Genomic DNA, 20,088 nt, shown 5'->3' with positions numbered 1-20,088 from the left:
TTAATGGATCTCCACTTCGTTTTGAGTATAAGGGGTTTTGTACGAATAAATGGCCATGTTCCCTTCACCTCTTTTTTCTAGGATGGAGATTGCGGCTAAACGATTCAATACAATACGTAGAGGCTCGATGTCACGCCCCAGCTTTTTCGCCAGCCCTTTTTCCGTTTCGTAAGCATAAGGGTTATTTTCGAAAAATACGGTACATTCCATCTGCAACTTTAACAACTCCTGATCCGAAATCGTCATCTTTCTCGTGTGCCCCCTATATCAGCCTAACAAACGGTCTGTCTCTGATGTTATCGACGATATGGGGAGCCGACATGCGGCCACCCGGAGATTTGGTAATCTGAAGATACTGATAACTGCCGTCTACCCATGTGCGAATGACGCCATTGGAAGCACGCTCCAGGAAAGACGAAGTTTCCAGTCCGATTTCCGTAAAGTTGCTTTGGCAAAGTACCGTGATGCCAGCGGCTCTCGCACGCGCCATTTCATCGGCAAAATTGCGTTTAACAAATTCACGTCCTCGCTCGGAAATTACCGTGTTCAGATCGTAATGGATAAACCAACGTTTGCCTTCGATCATCGATTCGCGGAAATACGGGTAGATCGCTTCGTATACTTTTTTCTGATATTCCTCGTTGGATAAACGATCGACGTAAATCATCAGCTTTTCGTATTCCGGCTCAACTTGGCGATGATAGTGATCAATAAAGAAGACCCGTTCCTCCAGCGCCGCTTGTTTGAGCGAAGCTCCGAATAAATTCAACGTCTGATCGACCGTCTCTACTGAACTCAATCCCGATAACATGAACAGCACACAATCTCCGCGCTTTAGTCGTTCAGCCAAGATCGAATTCATCAAGTATTTATAATTGGCTTTACTGTTACTATCGAGCATAAATGCACTGCCTTGCGGTAATCCGCCTACCAGCAGTTCATCGAGCGATTCGATTCCCGTGCTTAACCGATCAACGCCATCGCTTAAAATTTTGTCTTCCACCATCGACAACGCCGGAAGAATACAAATCCCATCGTTCAAAAAGCGGTAATGGTGTTCGCCTTCGACAATACACGTTCCGCGCATTTTCAAAATTTCGATCGTGCGTTTGCGATATTTCTCTAAGTGCTCACGCAGCGACAAACGAATAATTCCGTCGCATACATAGTTTTCGAAAGGCGTCGAATTTCCTTCTTGTTCTCCGTACTCTCGAAGGAAAAAAGCGGTCAGATTGAATTTACGCATGATATTGCGAATCGAATAAATTTGTTCACGACCATCGCCTTGTAGCCCGCCTAATGAACGAAACAGACTAATACTATCGATTACGACACGCTTGCAATCGATCTCACGGATTAACTGCTCAAATAACCCGTCTGTTCGCATCATTTGATCGAGCAACACATCGGGTTCCAAACAGATGATACGTAATTTGTTTTGCCGTTCCAGTTCTTTTAGATCCCATCCAAAACCGGACATGTCTCGATAAATCTGTTCCGGAAGCTCCTCGAAAGTAATATAGATGCCTGATTCGCCATATTGCCTTGCGCCTTCAAGCAAAAATTGAATGCCCAGTGTCGTCTTGCCCGTACCGGGATTCCCTTCGAGTATGATCGTCGTTCCACGAGGAACGCCCCCGTTTAACAACACATCTAACCCCGGAACTCCAGTGTGTACAATATCGTGTAGCAACCCCGTCTCTTGCATAAGTTCCGTCGACCCCCTTGAAATCGAAGTAATAGATGCAACCTAGTCGTTCCGTTTTTTGAAATAGGAAAATTCTCTTATCTTGATCTTAACCGATTCTATAGTGGTTTGAAATAGGTTTTCCATTTTTTCCATAGCTCTGTAAAGGTGTTTCACTTTTTCATAAAGAGGGTAACTCTCCGAACTTATTGATTTTAATAGGAAAAAGGTCATGCCCAAAGAGGAATATAAGGCTTTTTAAGCGAATCGGCAAGCAATATTTAGAAGGGGACTTTATACACTTGGAGTCCAAATCATTTCGATGATTTTCAACCAGATCGATAGCGCTGGATTCAGCGATATTCCTCGTAAGGAGTAAATACCGCTTTTCCGGCTTGCAGCACACCATTTTGGTACGTGTAATCGAGCTTCATATCTCCGATAAACTCGGATGTACCGACCAGTACGCCCGCTGTGATACTCAGTATATTATCGTTTACTTCATAACGAAGCACACTGCCGATACTTGCACGATCTCCTCGATCCGCTACATTTGTAAACAAACGATCTCCGGAAACAACGGTGCTAACTCCTCCAGCTTGAATCTCAATCGATCCATCCGCTTGCTGCTTTGAATTAAATTGCTTGAGCAAAGCCACAGCTCCGTCTTCCAATGGAACTTGGTGCAAGTCTTCGGTATACACCACCGCTTCATTGATATACACGCCAGTACCGTATCCTTGTGTCAGTAACACCACTAGATCAGACTTGTCGCCGCCAGTCAGCGAAGCGGATACAAACTCTGGAGCGTAACTATCTAGACCTAAAGCTTTGCCAGGCACAGATACTTCACGGTCGTTTGTCGTCAAACGAAGTCGATCCCACATGCCGTCACGTTCTTCAGTGCCAGTAATTGAAAACAATCCATCTTCCGATTGCGCGATCTGTGCCCGGTTATCGTTTACATTCATCACGCGATTGACAGGATCATAACTCAATTTACGTTCAAACAACTCTTCTGCCAGATGAAAAGGAATCATGACTTGTCCTTCTACGAATCGTGGAGACGCTTCGGTAGAAACTTCGGTTCCATTCTCGTACACTTTGATTGGAACCGAAGCCGAAGCTGTCAATGCCGCAGCAGTAATCGAAAGGCAGATCAAAATAGAGACGGCGAGGCGGCGTGTTTTTTTCATATCGACATGTCCTCTTTTCATTCCCGAAGGATATATAAAATCAAAAGCGCTTATCGTCAAGCGCGATACCAAGTTCATCCAAATAATTGTCAAATGATTTCCTAAATTTGGGTCTTACCTTAACAAAAACCCTCTTTCTATAGCTTAAAACATTTTTTCGATTTTTCCAGAAAAAATATTAGATTTATGTGTTACAGTTCCATGACAAATGCCCCTTTTCTTCACGAAAAGGGGCATGAGGGGAATTAATGTTCGGATATTGACGTTTGATACTTCCATAAATAGGGTCCGATAGTTAGTCCGATTAAACCGAGCGTAAAAATCAGCAGTCCAGAAATATTGAAAATTTCACTAGCGCCAAACTTTTGAATGAATAGACCGCCAAGCAGAGGCGCCGCAATCATTACGATACTGAACATCGTATTTTGAATACCGAATACACGTCCAGTCATCTCGGCGGGCGTTTCTTTTTGTAAGGCATAACTAAACGTGATGACAAACAATCCGTTGCCAGCGCCTAATAACAATCCGATTGCGATTAGCTCAATAATCGAATAGTCGGCTGATAATAAACTGAGTAGCCAGATCGATAATCCGATCAGTGCATAGCCGCTACCTAATTTGAACGCGTATCGGCATTGACGTAAAGCTTCAATACGCATATTTGCTACTGCAATTACACCTGCCGAAATTCCTGAGGCGGCAAGCAACCAACCGATTGCGGTCTCATTACGGGGTGCTAAATCCCGAAATAAACTGACAAATTGAAAATCGATGGTCTGGATTATTAGCATCCCGCATAAAGCAAACATTAATAGATGCAGTACAATCCGAGTACGGATAACGAACTTCCATCCTTCCCATAACTCTTGTCGCAAACTGGTTTTTGCTTGAGAGGTTGGAGAACTCGCCGGACTTTGCTGCACAAAAGTAGGAAGCGAAGGTCTCGGAACTGTATTCAAAATCATATAAGCAATGCCCCTTGCAATTGCATTAATCAAAATACAAAGTTGCGGCGACCCCAATGCCAATACTCCAGCCCCTGCCAAAGGTCCAATTACTCTCGACAGCTGCGCGATAAGACCGTTTAGCGACGAAGCATCGACCAATCGATTTTCTTCGACGATGCTTTTGGTCAACGTCTGTTGCGCCGGAATAATAAACAACTCCAATGAAGCACGCAGCGACAAGAGTGGAAGTAGCACGTAAATATTCGGCGCAAATAAAATAACGATTGTAATCCATGCTGTGAGCAGATGCGAGATTTTCATCAACTTCAACGGGTGAAAGCGATCGACTGCTGCTCCCGCAAGCGATCCAAGCAAAATCCCTGGCAACGCCATACCGATTGGAATTAAAGCGATCTCTAAAGGCGTAGATTGCCACCGATACCCAATCAGCACTTGGATTGCGATCACATCGAACCAATTTCCGAACACCGAAGTCCCATAAGCCGCGAACAGTCGACCAAATACCGGATTTCGGAGTAGCGAAGATCGCTTGACCGTCTTTTTTTCTGACTCTGTTTTCATACCTATTTCCCCTTTTCCCAAGCCGCCCTACGCTACATGGAACAGCTTCCGTCTTGTTCTACGGATTCAGCATAAACGGGAAATGTCAGAGGTTTATCAGAGGGAAAAACGAAACATTGTTTACAACGCCTCCAAGTAACGATGGATCTCTACGGAAAGCCGCGCTTGTAAAGAATGACTCCATCCTAGCCGTTCTGCTTCTTGGGCTCTTTTACGAAAATAAAGACGCTCCATGTCGCTACCCCGTACTTGTCTTTGCAAAATATGATGAACGCGATGCAGCGCTAATAATCGATTCGGAACGAAGCCGGAACGCTCGAACGTCTCCAACCCTTGACCCAACAACTGTTGCCCATGCGCGATCTCTCCGCTCAACCAAAGTCTTGTCCCTTCAAGCATTTGATAATCCGCTAATTCGCGTAAATAAGGAGCTTGTTCTAAAAGTTCCGAGATATAAAGCGATTGCCGATAAGCGGTTTGAAGTTGCCCGTCGATCAAATGGATATACAATTCCGAAATTTCGATCGGAATGAGAAAGCCGTCTAACCTATTCGCAATTGCTTTTTCCCGACCTCGCGAAAGGGTATGCTTCGCTTTTTCTATTTTTCCTTCTGACGCATACAGATTGGCGATGTTCAAGATCTCCATCTCCTCATGCCCGTATGCCGGTAATGCACGAAGATCAAGAGCTTGTTCGCAAAGCTCGGATTTGTGCTCTGAAGTATTAACGAAGATGTAGAAAAGTAACAGCCAATAAATCCGTTCACGCATCGGAGGTTCCGACGTTTCCAAAAACCATTGCAAATCCCCTTCTACAAAATGGATATAAAGTTCATAATAAACGTTCAACTCGAATCCAAGCATTTGCTTCTGGTTCGCAAGAGCCAGCATCGCACGTCCCTCTCCAAGCCTGTGATACCGCGCAAACACACCATTCATTGCTTCTTGAACAGCTGGGTCTTTGAAAGATTCGTTTGCCGACAAATCGGGAGAAATGGATTGGGTTAAGCAGTACCCTACATTTCGCACGGTCTCGATTTTCAAACCAGGTAATCCTTTTAATTTTTTACGCAATCGGTAGACATGATCATCTACCGTACGATCAACGGGATACTCTCCTGCCCATACGCGATCCAGCAATTGTTCCCGGCTAAACACACGATTAACGTGAATATATAAAAAGCGAAATAACGCATATTCTTTAGATAATAACGATATATGTGTACCGTGTGATTCGATATAAAGCCGCTCATCGTTGAACGTTAGGTTGGACATCGACGATCTCCTTTTTGGCTTTGTTTACTGCTGCCTGATCTTTTTGGATTTCATCGTTATTATAACGCACCCCAAAAACAAACGCTTCAAGCTCCGATTTCTAGGACTTGAAGCGTTTGTTATAAAAAACGAATTATTGAAACTTACTTGACTGCACCTTGCGTTACACCGTTGATAATCCATTTTTGCGCAAACAGATAAATCACGATCATCGGCAACATGGCGAGTAGATACGAAGCAAACGCCAGATTGAATTCGGTATTAAACTGTCCCTGGAACACATACTGAACCAGCGGCAAGGTGTACTGGCTTTGATCGCTAATAATGACGAGCGGGAGCAAGAAATCATTATACGTCGACAAACAGATCAGAATCCCTACCGTTGCATTGATCGGTGCCATCAGCGGGAAAATGATTCTCGTAAATGTACCGAATGTACCGGTGCCGTCTACCGTAGCCGCTTCTTCCAAATCAATCGGAATCGAACGAATATAGCCGACATAGATAAATACGTTGAAAGCAAGCCCATATACCGTATGCAAAATAATCAGCCCGAATAAATTCGTCATACCGAATGAAGCGGTCAGCTTGACGATCGGCAGCATGATAATCGGAAACGGAATAAACATCGCGCTAATAAAGTAGAAATATAAACTTTTAAAAAATTTATTTTTATTCATATTGCGAGCGATGGCATAAGCAACGAGGGAGTTACTCAAAATCGTCAGTACCACTGTCGATAACGTTACGATTGCACTATTGCCAAGCGCTTGAAAAAAGTTCGTCATTTCGATGGCTTTGGCAAAGTTTTCGAACCTTAAATTTGTAGGTAGTCCAAAAATCGAATTCAGCATATCGTTTTGATTTTTGAGCGAGATCGTCACTGCCATATAAAGAGGGAACAAAATAAAGATCGTACCGAGTGCGATTAAGATCATCGCAACCCAGTTCGTGCGTGTACGACTTTTCATTACATATCCGTCTCCCTTCTTTGCAAGTATCGGATTTGCACAATCGAGATCACAGCGATCACGATAAAGTAAATCACAGAGTTCGCCGATTGATAGGCAAATTCGCCACCTTCAAATCCGCCGGTATAGATCAGGTGCGAGATCGATTGCGTGGCGCGTCCAGGCCCGCCGTTCGTCAACGCGACGATCAGATCAAAGACCATCAGCGCGTTTTTCATCGCAAGTACCATATTGATCGTGAAAAACGGTGCGATCAGCGGGAACGTAATTTTCCAAAACTCTTGCCATTTGTTCGCTCCATCAAGCCCGGATGCTTCGTAAAGTTGCGTCGGGATCGTTTGCAGACCGGAAAGGTACAAAATCGTATTCAATGCAATCCCTTGCCAGACTGCAACGAAAACCACACCTGTCCAAGCTAGGGCTTGGCTGCCGAGCAAGTTGGTGGACAACCAGCCTAGACCGAGATTTTCGCCCCAAACGGTGAATACGTTGGAAAAGAGATAGTTAAATATGTAGCCGACGATCAATACGCTAAGAATGTTCGGTAAAAAGTAGATTCCTCTGAAAAAGTTCCGGGCTTTGATACTGGCGTTTAAGCCCATCGCGATCAGCAAACTCAAGACGTTGATAATCAAAGTGACGACGACAGCGAATCTAAAAGTAAACCAATACGCGTTGCCGACATTGTCGTCTTGGAACAGATAGTAGTAATTTTTGAAGCCTACAAAGTCATACGTTTTCGCGAATCCATTCCAATTGGTGAACGAATAAAATACGCCTTGCAAAGCGGGAAACGTATGGAAAACGAAAAACAACAGCAAAGCCGGTACGGTCATCCAGTAAAAAGCGGCTTTTCTTTTTGCCATAAAGGTGCTCCTTCTTCTCGGTCGCTGGGTGGTGGTGCAGCTGCGGCGCTTCGGGAGGGAAGTCCCTGCAATCGCTGTTTCGGCTGAAGCCTCAAAGGCGATTTTCGGGGCTTCCCACCCTTCGCTGGGCTAGGCGCATGACGAACACCACTACGCGCAAGACGAGAGGGTTGTGTGGTTGTGATTAAAGGCAGGCGGCAGTTGTGGATGCCGCCGAAAAATTACGCACGTTACGAGCGGCGGTTGGCGACTTTGGTCCATTCGCTGTCTAAGCGTTTGAGGAAAGCGTCAACATCTCCGCGTTGTAGAAATTCTTGGACGAGTGAATTAAGCTGTACAGCGGCAGGAATATAATGGTCGGCAAAGTCGACCAGACGTCCCGATTCGAAATAAGGCTGCAATTCGGTCAGAGCCGGATCTTCTTGATCGACTCCTTCGACTGCGGAGAACGCAGTCTGTTGCTCAATATATTGCGATATATTTTCGTTTTCTAACAGAAAATCGATAAATTGTAGCGATTCTGCGCGATGCTCCGTACTTTCAGATACCGCGAGTAGCGTATCGACGCCGGAAACGAGATTATTGGCTGCTGCATCGTCGCCTGTTGGCGTTGCAAAAAAACCTAGATCAATATCGGCGTTGGCTTTGCGAATTTCGGGAATCGCCCATGTACCTTGAATATACATCGCGGCTTCGCCGTTCGCGAAAGCGCGGTTGCCGTCTGCGTAAGTTCGCCCGAAGTTATCGTTCGTTCCGTAAGGCAAAACAGCAAGAGCTTTTTCGGCAATTTCTTGCATGACCGGATCTTCGAAAGTGACCGTATTATCGCGACGCTCCAAGAAAAAGTCGATACCCGCGATATTCGGAGCCAATGCGTTGAACAGCAAATTCGTTGTCCAATCGTCTTTGTAAGTCAGATAAAAAGGAGTAATTCCGGCATCTTGAAGCTTTTGCGCCGTATCCATCAGTTCGTCCCAAGTTTTAGGAATCTCCAAATTTTGTTCTTTGAAAATCGTACGATTATACATAATGCCGTCCGCGTTAGCCGCATAAGGAATTCCGTTAATCGCTTGCTCCCCGGTCAGATCCGTCAACATTTGCGTATAACGCGGATTGATGCCTTCAAGAACAGCTTCGCCAGTTAAATCCGCAAAAATCCCACTTTGACCGAGTACCGAATAAGTATCTGTTGCCCCCATCCCGATCACATCAGGCACGTCTTCTTTAACGACCCTCGTCATCAAAACCGTCTCCGCATCGGGTGGATTGGTTTGCGTCACCACAATATCCGGATGCTGTGCATTAAATTTAGCAATCAGTTCATCAAAAGAACCTTTTGCTTCCGGTTTGTTTTGGAAAAACTCGATATGTACCTTGCCGTCTGCCGACTTGCCACTTGCGCAAGCGGTCAACGTCAGCAGTATGCTCACCAGGCATATGACGCCTAGCCATCTGCTCCACTTTGCCATAAATAAGCCTCCTTACTTGTTTTGAGCTTGTGATCCCTTTTACCAATACCCTCCAAATGCAGGACGCGAATCGAAAATTTGAAACGTTTTCGATATGAACAAGAAAAGATTTTTCCAAGTTTTGACGATTAAAATTTAAAAATCGGGTAATAAGAGCTAGCCTGAACACGAAAAACAAACACGAGATTACCTAACTTTGAGGAGGCTTTCTAAACATGGGAAAATACGTTGAAGTAGAATCCGGAGTCAATATTTACGTTGAAGATGTAGGTCAAGGACGTCCGGTCATTTTCTTACACGGATGGCCGCTTGATTCGCGCATGTTCGAATATCAATATATGCGTCTGCCTGCGCAAGGATACCGCTGTATCGGTATCGATGCACGCGGATTTGGTAAATCCGATGCGCCGTGGGAAGGATATACGTATGACCGCCAAGCGGACGACGTTCGCGCGGTTATCGATGCCCTCGGACTCGAAGACGCGGTATTGGTCGGCTTCTCGATGGGCGGTGCAACAGCGGTTCGTTACGCAGCTCGCCATCAAGGGCACGGCATTTCCAAACTGGTCTTGCTCGGCGCAGCGGCACCAAGCTTCACGGTTCGCGACGGTGTGCCGGATGCGATGAAAGTTGAAGACGTGAATGAACAGATCATTCAACCAACCCTTGAAGATCGTCCGAAGATGATCACATCGTTCGGTAAAATGCTAACGCATAAAACGCCAAGCGTGTCCTCGTTCGCCTGGGTCGAAATGGTCGCTTTCCAAGCTTCCGCTGTCGGCACACTGCGCGCTGCCGAAATGTTGCGCGATGAAGACCTGCGTGACGACCTTGCAAAAATCACGGTACCTACAGCGATCTTCCACGGTGAAAAAGATAAGATTTGCCCTTATGGTCTAGCTCAGACAATGAACGCAGGGATCGCGTCTTCTCATATCGTAACCTTTGAAAAAAGCGGTCATGCGATGATGATGGACGAGCCGGAGAAGTTCAACGAAGAACTTGCTGCTTTCTTGCGTTGATCTAAATCTTGATCAAATCTAAAGTTGGCGGGGGAAGCGCACCGACTCCAAGAGAAATTCGTTTCGGTCGCGTGTTGAAATTGGGAAGACTGATTTAATTTTGAAGGGATCTTCCCAATTTCAAAGGCGAACGCTAACGCTCCTACACCAAATTCCTCTCTCCGTCGGCTCGCTTCCAGCTACTTTAAATTTTCTTCAGACATTAAGAGTTCGCTTATCGCGAACTCTTTTTTTCATTCCCACTAGATATTTCCTCCTACATATTTCCTTCTCTTTTTCCTTTACAATAGATAGAGGATCGAGCCTATCCATTGTGTGAACCAGTCCATTCTTTACTTTGACTCTCGGCGGTAATACAATGAATCGAAAAATCCGATCTGGTGCTACCTTTTTATATTTAAAATTTCAATTCTATAACGTGAGGACTTACCGATGTTTAAACCTATAAAAAACCGGAATTTACTGCTTCGACTCAATCCTCCGCAAGTGTTAGCTGTTGGTTTCTTATTTATGATTTTGGTCGGTTCCGGCTTACTTTCTTTGCCAGCCGCGTCTAGCTCCGGTGAAGTGATGCCGTATCTTGATGCTTTATTTATGGCGGCTTCCGCTACCTGTGTAACAGGGCTTTCTGTACTTAATCCTGGTGTCGATCTGACTACGTTCGGTCAGCTCGTTCTGATTGGATTGGTGCAAGTCGGCGGCTTGGGCTTTATGACCGTCGCGACACTTATCGCGCTTGTGTTTCGTCGGCGGATTTCGTTTCGCGAACGTCTGATTCTTCAAGAAACGTTAAGCCAGCAATCGACAGAAGGCATCATTCGTCTGATTCGCAAAGTGATCATGTACGCACTTGTGATCGAGACCGTTGGCGCATTACTTCTATTTATCCGTTTTGCTTTCGAAATGCCGTTAGGGCAAGCCGCTTATTTTGGTGCTTTTCATAGCGTGTCGATTTTCAACAATGCCGGCTTCGACCTGTTTGGTTCGATTGAAGGTCAAGCGAGCAGTCTCATTCATTATGTAGATGATCCTTTTATCAATCTGATTGCCATGCCGATGATTTTGTTGGGTGGTATCGGCTTTATCGTTATTGCCGACTTGCTCGATCTACCTTACAAACGCAAATTGTCGCTGCACAGTAAAGTCGTGCTGTCGATGACAGCTACCCTTGTCGTAGTAGGCGCTGTCGTGATTTTTGTTTTTGAATTTACGAATCCGGCAACTTTACAACCTCTGGATGCTTCCGGCAAAGTGTTTGCTTCTATTTTCCAATCGATCACCTCGCGCTCAGCAGGGATGATGACTCTCGACGTTGCAGGGATGCGTCAAGCGACACAATTTTTCATGGTCATTATGATGTTTATCGGGGCAGCTCCGGGATCGGCAGGCGGCGGGATTAAAGTGACAACATTTGCGATCTTAATCGGTGCTGTATTCGCGATGATGCGCGGTAAGCAGGATATCGTCTTTTTCCGTTATCGAATTGGACCGGATCGAGTCTACAAAGCGATCACGTTCTCGTTACTATCGTTTTTATTGATTGTGGTTGCGGCGATGATTTTGTCGGCAACCGAAAACTTTTCGTTTTTGGGAATTTTATTTGAGACGACATCCGCTTATGCGACTGCGGGGATCTCGATGGGATTAACGTCTCAGTTAACGCCTTTCGGTCAGTTTATGATTATTATGCTGATGTTTGTCGGTCGTCTAGGACCGATTACGCTGGCCTTTACGTTAACACCGAAAATGGACAATGAACCGTTCCGTTATCCAGAAGGTAAAGTCACGATTGGTTAAACAAGGTCTGCGCCGCCCAGAAGGAGGATTTCCTCAATGAGACGCACACAACATGTTGAACAAGATCTGCTCCCTGCTTCCGAACCTACCGAAGATCATTTAAATGCAGTTCACGAACCCCTTCTTGTCAAAGTTTGTGTATATTGCGGAGAAAGTAAGCCGCTTGGTGAATTTTTACGTCGAACGGGCAAAAAATCCGGTGCGCATTCTCGTCGCGGCGCTTGCCGAGATTGTCGCAAACGAAAACAAGACGCACAACTGAATCATTTGGATCACGATTCGCCAGCCGATCCTTTGCCTGCTCAAATCGCGGTAGCTCCTGCGACTTCGTTCAATCTTGCTGAGCCTGAAGAAAGCGTGTCCGTTGTGCCAAAGCGAAGATTTCGTCGCCCGCTACCGCAACCTCCCGAACATGCCAGACTTGAACCGACGCGCGAAGCAGAACTGCGTACCAATCGGCAAGGAACGATTCGGATGCGCGGCCGTACCGACAAAGGGCGCCGCTGGCAACAGGAAACGGATTTGGACATGGCGCGCTGTTTAGTTCGCGAACATGCGGCGGTCGTTGTCAATCGATTCACGATTCGAAGATTGTATACCAACCGAACGTTCCGCCGTTATATTTTAGAGAGAGATCAGTATACGTGTTATTTTTGCGGAGAATACGGGGATACGATCGACCATTTGCTTCCTAGAGCCAAAGGCGGACATACCACGCCGCTGAACTGCGTATGTGCGTGTATGTTATGCAACCAAAACAAAGCCGATCGTGATCTGGAAGAGTTTATGGAAGATGCGGAAAACTACGAGCCGATTCGTTTAGATACTCAGGATAAAGGGTAATTAAAAACTAGCACCGCATGTGAATTATCCATCAGAAGAAAAGGAGTTGTTTAACATGGCAGACAACGGATTGGGCGATAAAATCAAAGCAGGCGTGAACAAAGCCAAAGGTGAAATTAAAGATCAAATCGGTAACGCCAAAAACGACCCAGGTCTTCAAGCTGAAGGCAAAGCGGATAAAGCAAAAGGTCACGTGCAAGACAAAGTCGGCGACATTAAAGATAGACACTAATTCAGGATACGACGTCGAGCCGATCGACGCCGGGCCGAAGCATCGATGTTTCGGTTAACGAAAGTCAGAAAAGACCGCCCCTGCGTATGCAGGCTGCGGTCTTTTTGCTTTTTATCCTCAATTATTTCGAAGAAGTACGCGTGAAATAAGCTTCTGCTTTGCGGCTTACCCAAAAAGAAAGGATCAAAAACGCGACCACATACAGCAGTTCATAAGGCTTTTCGATAAAACGCCCTAAATCATAGCCTACGTACGATACTGCCAGTACCATAATAGCTTTGCCGCAAGCAATCGCCAGAAAAAAAGCCAATTTGGGCATTTTTACGAGGGCTGCCGCCGTATTTACCAAAGCAAATGGCCCGACCGGCATCATACTCAAAATAAATACGAAACTAAACGCATTACGACGTGCCCAGAGCAGTCTTTTTTGCACATTTGGACGCATAGCCCATTTCACAAAATAAGGATGGTTCGCAATAGCTCTTACAATCAAGAACGTCGTCATACAACCTGTAATCAATCCGATCCATGAATATAAAAAGCCTAGCCAAAGCCCGTAAGCCGCTGCGTTAACCCCTACGATTACAGCTGTTGGGAGTGGCGGTACGAACGATTTTAAAAAGGTAAGAAATATTCCCGGCAATGGACCCAGTGCACGAAATTGTTCCATCCACTGCTGTAAGTTTTCTTCCGTCATATACGATAACAGACTGGAACTGAGCAACTTAAAATCCCCTTTCACATTCTTCCTTCTTGCCGATCCGCACCGGTATATTTGTCATTATAGCGGTTAAATTCGAATTGCAGGGTAATCCATACTATAGAAATAGAATCCGAACAGATACTTAATTCGAAAAGCGGAGGATTGCGACCCATGACGAAAAAACCTAATGCGCAAACTTTTTATTTTGAACGCGACGAAACGATCCCGAATCACCCAGAGTTGCCGGTATTGCTCTATCCGAAAGCTTTGATTGAAAAAGCGGAATGGAGCGAATCCGTATTCAATCATAACGGTTGGCGCAACAGTTGGGAAAACGGTGTTTTCGATTACCATCATTATCATAGCAATACGCACGAAGTGCTTGGCGTTACGCACGGTTCGGTCTTGATTCAACTTGGCGGAGAACATGGAAAATCATTCGATCTAAAAGCAGGCGACGTGATCGTACTTCCGGCGGGAACCGGGCATAAGCGAATAACGGCAAGCCCTGATTTTCGGATCGTAGGGGCTTATCCTAACGGAATCGATTATAATACGCGTGTTGTCGGCGACGGAAAATATGAAGCATCGCTCGCAGAAATTGATCAAGTCCCTCTCCCGCAGACCGATCCTGTGTATGGAAACGAAGGACCGCTGCTTCACTATTGGAGCCAGCGATAAATACAATATCCCGTCTTTTTCGTTGAAGAGTAAAGCGCCTATATGGCGCTTTTTTGTGTTATGATTTTGATGCGATTTATACCTACGATTTCAAAAGACTTATAGGTACATAGGCATCGAAATTACTTTAACAGATAGGAGTCCCCCGCTCATGAATGCCGCCTTTTCCACTTTTATCGCGATCTTTGCTATATCCGGCGTACTTAGTGTGTTACTCGCAATTTACAGTTCTTTGCAAAAAACAAGATTTTCCGGTATGCGTCTTTTTATTATGATGTCGATTGCGACCGCGATCTATACGTTTGGCAGTTCGATGGAACTTGCGAGTTCGACGCTCGACGAAATCAAATTTTGGATTTCTTTTGAGTATTTAGGATTGCCTTTTATATCGCCGCTTAACTTGATGGTTGTGTTCCATTATGTCGGACGCGAGCGGATGATGACCACTAAAGCAGCAGCGGCGATGCTAATTTTGCCTGCGATCACGACCGGGCTAATGTTAACGAACGATGTTCACGGTCTAGTCTATCAAAGTATGAGCCTTCGCGCGGACGCTCCGTGGCCTTTGGCTGATTTTGCGATGGGTTTTTGGTATGTGGTCAATGGCAGTTATACGCTCGCCTGCGGCGTGGTCGGAATGTGGCTACTCGCTCGTCATATGCGCCAAACGCTCAATGTGCATCGCAAACAGACCGCTGTAATGTTTCTGGGTCTGTTTTTGCCGATTGGAGCTTCGCTGATCTATATTATGAATCTGACTCCGTATCATATTGATCCGGTGCCCGCGACGATGAGCTTGACGAATCTACTGTATTGCTGGGCGATTCTTTCATCAGGGATGCTGACCTCCACACCTGTCGTGCGCGAAAATATTTTGGAAAGTATGAGCGACGGCGTTATCGTCTTGGACCCCGCAGGACGGATCGCCGACTACAACAAAGCCGCTTCGTTGCTATTTCCTTTTTTGACTCGACAAAAGATCGGTTCGCTCGCGACTGAAGTCTTTCCAAAGCATCAACTACGGGATGAAGACGACGATCTGCAATTTTTGCAAGATGAAGAACGAGTGATTGAATGGCTGGAAGAAAACGAAACTCGCTTTTACCGGACACGTTCTTCTCCGATCTATTTTCGGCGTGGCGGGATTTATGCGGGTCGAACACTCGTCGTGTTGGATATGACCGAAAACGTACGGCTGCATCGGAAACTCGAACATATGGCAACGCATGACGGCATGACGCAAATTTACAATCGGACTCATTTCGTCGAGCGTTCGGAAATACTGCTAGAAGAAGCTTCGCAATCTAAGCAACATTTAACCATCGCTTTATTCGACATTGATCGATTCAAAAATATCAACGATACCTACGGTCATGATATTGGAGACATCGTGATTCGTCATGTGGTGCATTGCTGCCAAATCCATTTGGGCGATCGCGATGTATTCGGTCGGTACGGCGGCGAAGAATTCGCGCTTTGTATGCCTGGAAGATCGTTAGACGAATCGTTCCAACTGCTTGAAGCTATACGGCACGAACTGTATTCCACTCCTGTTCTTACACCCGCCGGAGAAATCGGCGTTACGGCAAGTTTCGGCCTTACAGAAGCAACTTCTAATCTTCCGCTCAAAACGTTGACGAAAATGGCGGACGAAGCCTTGTATCTTGCCAAACAAAGCGGTCGTAACAATGTACAAATCTCATATGATACGGAACTCGAAGCTCCGGTATAATCAGATCTATACTTACACCAAGAAAGAAGGAAAACACCGATGAAATTCGAACAGTATGTGCAATACGATGCTGTCGGGCTAGCGGAATTGCTTCGTAAAAAAGAAGTATCCGCTACTGAATTGGTACAAACGGCTTTTGCACGAATCGACGAAGTAAATCCTTCTCTGAATGCAATCGTACGCGAACGCCGCGAAGCGGCACTCCATGAAGCCGCTGCTACATCTCTTCCAGATCCAGAACGTCCTTTTGCAGGTGTGCCTTATTTGCTCAAAGACATCTCGCAAGCTTTGGCAGGCGAACCGCTGACTTCGGGTTCTGCGCTGCTCAAAAACAATATTGCGCGCCGTGACTCGAACTATGTCGCAAAAATCCGTGCAGGCGGCATGATTCCGCTTGGGCATACGAATACGCCTGAATTCGGGCTAAAAAACATTACCGAGCCGGCTTTGCATGGCGCGGCACATAATCCGTGGAATCTCAAGTATTCCCCGGGCGGCTCTAGCGGCGGCGCAGCAGCCGCAGTCGCGGCGGGGATCGTTCCCGCCGCAGGCGCCAGTGACGGCGGCGGATCGATCCGTATTCCGGCGTCGTTCACCGGCTTGTTCGGGCTGAAGCCGACGCGCGGCAGAACGCCGGTCGGCCCGGGCGTCGGGCGCCAATGGCAAGGCGCCTCGATCGATTTCGCTTTGTCGCGCACGGTGCGCGACAGCGCCGCGCTTCTGGACCTGCTGCAAATCTTGCAGCCGGAAGCCGCGTTCCAGACGCCGCTATATCCCGGCGTCTATGCCCAAGACATGCGGGCGCCCCATACGCGCCCGCTGCGAATCGCGTTCACGACCGCTTCGCCGGTCGGATCGCAAGTAGGCGACGACGCGGTGCAAGCCGTCCAAAAAACGGTCAAGTGGCTTGAAGCTCAAGGCCACCACGTTGAAGAAAAGCTTAGCCCGGTCAACGGCGTGCGCTTGATGGAAAATTACTATACGATGAACGCGGGCGAAGTCTCCGCAATGTTCATCAGTCTAGAACAGATGCTTGGACGCAGCATTCGCCCAGACGAAGTCGACATCATCACTTGGGTGTTTGCCGAAGCGGGCAAACAGGTATCGGCTGCCGAGTTCGTTCATAGCCTGAACGAATGGGACGTTGCCGCCGCTCAGATGGCGGAACTATCGTTGCGCTACGATCTCTACATCACGCCGGCGACAGCTTTTCCGGCGCCACAGGTCGGCGAACTGACGCATACCCCGGAAGCGGCCGCTCCGTGGATGAAAGTCAGCGAACTATCGGCAAACGAGCAACGTCGGATGTTATACGATATTTTCGAACGCAGTTTGACGTTCACTCCGTTCACGCAGCTTGCGAATCTCACCGGTCAACCGGCAACCAGCTTGCCGCTTCATCTGACCGAAGACGGTCTTCCCCTCGGCGTCCAGATGATCGCCGCCAAAGGTCGCGAAGACTTGCTCCTTCAAGTCGCGGCTCAGCTTGAAGAATCTGAGTTGTGGGTGGGGATGAAGGGGAATCCAATGCTGGGGTAGGCGGTACACATCGAGGATAGTGAGACCGCTCCGCTGCGAGAGAAATTCGTTAGCGTATGCTTACGATGTGTCTTTCTTCGAAAGTCTTTAGGTCGCGTGTTGAAATCGGGAAAATTTGATTGGAATTTTAATTTGATTTTTCCCGATTAGCGATGCAAATTCGACAGTTGTTATCTGGAGAATCTGCATCACAAAGGCGAACGCTTCTAGCATAGGCTTCCAAAGTGCATTTCTTCGAAATGCTTGACCTGCACTGAATTTCTGTCTCCGCTCCAGCTTGGATTCTAGGGTGGGATAGTTTTAGAAGAAGAGGGCGCTCCCTTATTGGGGAGCGCCCTCTTCTTATTGGCTTACTGGTTCGCTTATTAAAAGCGAACTATCTTTCAAATCGCTCAGCCCAGCCTAAAAAAGATTTTTGCAATGCACAACGTAACTGGAAGAGAGAAGGCGTAGGGAGGAATTCAGTTAAGAAACGGAGTGTTCGCCTTTGAAATCGAGAAAAACCCTGTTAAATTTCAATCCAATTTTCTCGATTTCAACACGCGATCGAAACGAATTCCTCCCGGAGCCTTCTCTCTTCCCGCTCGTAGCCTTAAAAGAATCTTTTCCAATCAATTTTAATAAAAAAGGATTGTGTTTCCAGCTTTGTGTGTAATAACGAATACAAAAGGTATTGAATGCACACAAGGAGGAGATTTCGATTATAACCGTCGGGCTTACGAATTTCAGCGATCACGATGAATTATATGGCAAAAAGAAACCTGCCGAGCGGCTGGCTGCGTATAGCGAGACGTTCAAAGTCGTCGAACTGGATAGTTCCTTCTACGCGATCCAGCCGGTGAAAAACTACGAAAAGTGGGTTTCGCAGACGCCGGAGGATTTTGGATTCGTCATCAAAGCGTACCAAGGCATGACCGATCATCTTCGCGGCAAAAAGAACTACTTTGATACCGCCGAAGAAATGTTCGCGGCTTTCCATACCAGCCTTGAACCGGTGATCGATGCCAAAAAATTAACGATGACACTGTTCCAATATCCGCCGTGGTTTGACTGTACCCGTGAAAATGTCGAGAAACTTCGCGTTACGCGAGAATTTATGAAAGACGTTCCGTGCGCGCTCGAATTTCGGCATCAGTCTTGGTACTCGCCGAAGTTCCAAGACAAGACTCTGGATTTTATGCGCAAAGAAGGCTGGATTCAGACTGTCGTCGATGAACCGCAAGCCGGTAGCGGATCGATTCCGATTATCGCTCGCGCAACCAGCGACGAAGCGACGTATGTCCGAATGCACGGACGCAACGTAGGCGGCTGGCACAAAAGCAGCGATCCGAACTGGCGCAAACTACGTTACTTGTATCGCTATAGCACCGAAGAATTGCAGGAGTGGCGCGATATTTTGCTGGAACTGGAGAAGCAAAGCAAACACGTCTATGTCGCGTTCAATAACAACTCGGACAAAGACGCTACGCCTAACGCTTTAGAGTTAATGGAACTGCTCGGTCAGCCGATTCCCGCAGGCGCGCCGTGGCCTCCGCAAGCTGAAGTTCAGCAGCAAGACTCCGATCAACCGACAGAAGAAGTTCAGCAAGAAAAACTTTTCTGATACTCAAAAAAAACGCTCCGAACCTCTCTCAATCATAGGTTCGGAGCGTTTTCGGATTACTTAAACCACTTCAAGCGATCTTCCAGCGGCTTAAATTGTTTTTCCCCGGCTGGAGCCGTGATTTTGCCGAATGGCATTTGCGCGATCAGTTTCCAGCTTTCCGGAATATCCCACTCCGGTTTTACTTTCTCGTCGATCAGCGGGTTGTAGTGTTGCAGCGAAGCGCCGTAGCCTTCGGCTTCAAGCAACGTCCAGATCGCATATTGGTGCATACCCGAAGATTGTTGCGACCAGACCGGGAAGTTGTCTTGATACGCTTGGAACTGCTCTTGCATTCCGCGAATCACGGACTCGTCTTCGAAAAAGAGAATCGTGCCGTAGCCTGCTTTGAAGCTGTCCATTTTTTCTTTCGTAGGTCCGAAGCTATCCTCCGGCACGATTTCTTTTAAAATGTTCGTTGTGAAATCCCATAATTTGTCGTGATGTTCACCCAGCAGCACGACAACGCGTGCGCTTTGAGAATTGAACGCGGATGGTACATGAAGCAATGTCTGTTCGATCAGTTCGCGGATTTTTTCGTCGGATGCCGTCTGTTCCTTGCTGATTCCGTAAATACTGCGTCTGTTTTGCATCAGTTCCAACATGTTTTCGCTAGTCAAATGAAACGCCTCCTAAAAGTTTGCAATATAGGTCAAACAATCGATGCGTCAGTTACCTTTTTCATTACCCACACTTTGTGTACATTCACTCATCATAGGCGATTTTTCATACGACTATATCCATCATAATTTGCCAAAAATGTGATCAGAATCGCGATTGCAGTGCAGGTTTTTGTAAAAAAATCAAAGCTCGTTTGAAGCCCCCTTGCTTTTGGGTAACTTGTATTAATCATTTGGAAGCAAGTGACGAAACGTTCTGCATGTGAGGGATATCCGAATAC

The 20,088-nt window shown here is 46.6% G+C and carries 18 protein-coding genes; 8 read left to right on the top strand and 10 right to left on the bottom strand.

Features of this window, described 5'->3' with window-relative positions:
- From NOM90_RS14335 to NOM90_RS14300, 8 genes are all read right to left on the bottom strand, one after another.
- The gene (locus NOM90_RS14335) at window positions 1-246 is read right to left on the bottom strand and encodes a hypothetical protein (RefSeq protein ID WP_255942818.1); all 246 of its coding nucleotides are present in this window, start codon (window positions 244-246) and stop codon (window positions 1-3) included.
- Window positions 247-262: 16 nt separating this feature from the next.
- Entirely contained in the window at window positions 263-1,708 is a 1,446-nt protein-coding gene (locus NOM90_RS14330; RefSeq protein ID WP_255942817.1) for an ATPase domain-containing protein, read from the bottom strand.
- Window positions 1,709-2,040: 332 nt separating this feature from the next.
- Window positions 2,041-2,883, bottom strand: a complete 843-nt coding sequence (locus tag NOM90_RS14325) for a hypothetical protein (RefSeq protein ID WP_255942816.1) — start codon at window positions 2,881-2,883, stop codon at window positions 2,041-2,043.
- A gap of 245 nt (window positions 2,884-3,128) precedes the next feature.
- Window positions 3,129-4,415, bottom strand: a complete 1,287-nt coding sequence (locus NOM90_RS14320) for an MFS transporter (protein WP_255942814.1) — start codon at window positions 4,413-4,415, stop codon at window positions 3,129-3,131.
- Between the two features lie 120 nt (window positions 4,416-4,535).
- Entirely contained in the window at window positions 4,536-5,690 is a 1,155-nt protein-coding gene (locus NOM90_RS14315; protein WP_255942813.1) for a winged helix-turn-helix domain-containing protein, read from the bottom strand.
- A 143-nt stretch (window positions 5,691-5,833) separates the two neighbouring features.
- The gene (locus NOM90_RS14310) at window positions 5,834-6,661 is read right to left on the bottom strand and encodes a carbohydrate ABC transporter permease (RefSeq protein ID WP_255942811.1); all 828 of its coding nucleotides are present in this window, start codon (window positions 6,659-6,661) and stop codon (window positions 5,834-5,836) included.
- On the bottom strand, window positions 6,661-7,527 hold the full coding sequence (locus tag NOM90_RS14305; RefSeq protein WP_255942810.1) for a carbohydrate ABC transporter permease: 867 nt from the start codon (window positions 7,525-7,527) through the stop codon (window positions 6,661-6,663). The genes NOM90_RS14310 and NOM90_RS14305 overlap by 1 nt, the downstream gene beginning before the upstream one ends.
- A gap of 230 nt (window positions 7,528-7,757) precedes the next feature.
- The gene (locus NOM90_RS14300; RefSeq protein ID WP_255942809.1) at window positions 7,758-8,996 is read right to left on the bottom strand and encodes an ABC transporter substrate-binding protein; all 1,239 of its coding nucleotides are present in this window, start codon (window positions 8,994-8,996) and stop codon (window positions 7,758-7,760) included.
- A 215-nt stretch (window positions 8,997-9,211) separates the two neighbouring features.
- On the opposite strand from NOM90_RS14300, the gene NOM90_RS14295 reads away from it, so the two are divergent.
- The 4 genes from NOM90_RS14295 (at window position 9,212) to NOM90_RS14280 (ending at window position 12,890) form a co-directional block, all read left to right on the top strand.
- Window positions 9,212-10,018: an alpha/beta fold hydrolase gene (locus NOM90_RS14295; protein ID WP_255942807.1), complete on the top strand. Its 807-nt coding sequence runs from the start codon at window positions 9,212-9,214 to the stop codon at window positions 10,016-10,018.
- 432 nt (window positions 10,019-10,450) lie between these two features.
- The gene (locus NOM90_RS14290; protein WP_255942805.1) at window positions 10,451-11,815 is read left to right on the top strand and encodes a TrkH family potassium uptake protein; all 1,365 of its coding nucleotides are present in this window, start codon (window positions 10,451-10,453) and stop codon (window positions 11,813-11,815) included.
- 36 nt (window positions 11,816-11,851) lie between these two features.
- Window positions 11,852-12,658, top strand: coding sequence for an HNH endonuclease (locus tag NOM90_RS14285; protein ID WP_255942803.1), 807 nt, complete (start codon window positions 11,852-11,854; stop codon window positions 12,656-12,658).
- A gap of 55 nt (window positions 12,659-12,713) precedes the next feature.
- Window positions 12,714-12,890 carry a CsbD family protein gene (locus NOM90_RS14280; protein WP_255942801.1) on the top strand — a complete coding sequence of 59 codons (177 nt, stop codon included), beginning with the start codon at window positions 12,714-12,716 and terminating at the stop codon, window positions 12,888-12,890.
- A 121-nt stretch (window positions 12,891-13,011) separates the two neighbouring features.
- Here the strand turns inward: NOM90_RS14280 and NOM90_RS14275 are convergent, their stop codons facing one another.
- Window positions 13,012-13,587 carry a TVP38/TMEM64 family protein gene (locus NOM90_RS14275; RefSeq protein WP_370866622.1) on the bottom strand — a complete coding sequence of 192 codons (576 nt, stop codon included), beginning with the start codon at window positions 13,585-13,587 and terminating at the stop codon, window positions 13,012-13,014.
- Between the two features lie 177 nt (window positions 13,588-13,764).
- Between NOM90_RS14275 and NOM90_RS14270 the strand changes: the two genes are divergently transcribed.
- From NOM90_RS14270 to NOM90_RS14255, 4 genes are all read left to right on the top strand, one after another.
- A complete protein-coding gene (locus NOM90_RS14270) occupies window positions 13,765-14,274 on the top strand; it encodes a cupin domain-containing protein (RefSeq protein WP_255942800.1) in 510 nt (169 codons plus the stop codon).
- A gap of 151 nt (window positions 14,275-14,425) precedes the next feature.
- Complete coding sequence (locus NOM90_RS14265) at window positions 14,426-16,006, top strand: histidine kinase N-terminal 7TM domain-containing diguanylate cyclase (protein ID WP_255942799.1); 1,581 nt, start codon at window positions 14,426-14,428, stop codon at window positions 16,004-16,006.
- A 39-nt stretch (window positions 16,007-16,045) separates the two neighbouring features.
- A complete protein-coding gene (locus NOM90_RS14260) occupies window positions 16,046-17,545 on the top strand; it encodes an amidase (RefSeq protein WP_255942798.1) in 1,500 nt (499 codons plus the stop codon).
- A 700-nt stretch (window positions 17,546-18,245) separates the two neighbouring features.
- A complete protein-coding gene (locus NOM90_RS14255) occupies window positions 18,246-19,148 on the top strand; it encodes a DUF72 domain-containing protein (RefSeq protein WP_255943050.1) in 903 nt (300 codons plus the stop codon).
- A 56-nt stretch (window positions 19,149-19,204) separates the two neighbouring features.
- On the opposite strand, the gene NOM90_RS14250 is transcribed toward NOM90_RS14255, so the two are convergent.
- Window positions 19,205-19,792 (bottom strand): nitroreductase family protein, encoded by a 588-nt coding sequence (locus NOM90_RS14250; protein ID WP_255943049.1) that lies wholly within the window; start codon window positions 19,790-19,792, stop codon window positions 19,205-19,207.
- Between the last annotated feature and the right edge of the window lie 296 nt (window positions 19,793-20,088).

The sequence above is a fragment of the Saccharibacillus sp. JS10 genome (genome assembly GCF_024436065.1).
GTDB lineage: Bacteria > Bacillota > Bacilli > Paenibacillales > Paenibacillaceae > Saccharibacillus.
Note: the sequence above shows the minus strand (reverse complement) of the source record. Positions and strands in the feature narration are given on the sequence as shown.

Coding starts and splice junctions, on each gene's coding strand:
- NOM90_RS14295 (WP_255942807.1), top strand. CDS start 9,212: ATGGGAAAATACGTTGAAGTAGAATCCGGAGTCAATATTTACGTTGAA.
- NOM90_RS14325 (WP_255942816.1), bottom strand. CDS start 2,883: ATGAAAAAAACACGCCGCCTCGCCGTCTCTATTTTGATCTGCCTTTCG.
- NOM90_RS14315 (WP_255942813.1), bottom strand. CDS start 5,690: ATGTCCAACCTAACGTTCAACGATGAGCGGCTTTATATCGAATCACAC.
- NOM90_RS14310 (WP_255942811.1), bottom strand. CDS start 6,661: ATGAAAAGTCGTACACGCACGAACTGGGTTGCGATGATCTTAATCGCA.
- NOM90_RS14275 (WP_370866622.1), bottom strand. CDS start 13,587: ATGACGGAAGAAAACTTACAGCAGTGGATGGAACAATTTCGTGCACTG.
- NOM90_RS14320 (WP_255942814.1), bottom strand. CDS start 4,415: ATGAAAACAGAGTCAGAAAAAAAGACGGTCAAGCGATCTTCGCTACTC.
- NOM90_RS14265 (WP_255942799.1), top strand. CDS start 14,426: ATGAATGCCGCCTTTTCCACTTTTATCGCGATCTTTGCTATATCCGGC.
- NOM90_RS14305 (WP_255942810.1), bottom strand. CDS start 7,527: ATGGCAAAAAGAAAAGCCGCTTTTTACTGGATGACCGTACCGGCTTTG.
- NOM90_RS14260 (WP_255942798.1), top strand. CDS start 16,046: ATGAAATTCGAACAGTATGTGCAATACGATGCTGTCGGGCTAGCGGAA.
- NOM90_RS14330 (WP_255942817.1), bottom strand. CDS start 1,708: ATGCAAGAGACGGGGTTGCTACACGATATTGTACACACTGGAGTTCCG.
- NOM90_RS14300 (WP_255942809.1), bottom strand. CDS start 8,996: ATGGCAAAGTGGAGCAGATGGCTAGGCGTCATATGCCTGGTGAGCATA.
- NOM90_RS14280 (WP_255942801.1), top strand. CDS start 12,714: ATGGCAGACAACGGATTGGGCGATAAAATCAAAGCAGGCGTGAACAAA.
- NOM90_RS14285 (WP_255942803.1), top strand. CDS start 11,852: ATGAGACGCACACAACATGTTGAACAAGATCTGCTCCCTGCTTCCGAA.
- NOM90_RS14270 (WP_255942800.1), top strand. CDS start 13,765: ATGACGAAAAAACCTAATGCGCAAACTTTTTATTTTGAACGCGACGAA.
- NOM90_RS14335 (WP_255942818.1), bottom strand. CDS start 246: ATGACGATTTCGGATCAGGAGTTGTTAAAGTTGCAGATGGAATGTACC.
- NOM90_RS14290 (WP_255942805.1), top strand. CDS start 10,451: ATGTTTAAACCTATAAAAAACCGGAATTTACTGCTTCGACTCAATCCT.
- NOM90_RS14250 (WP_255943049.1), bottom strand. CDS start 19,792: ATGTTGGAACTGATGCAAAACAGACGCAGTATTTACGGAATCAGCAAG.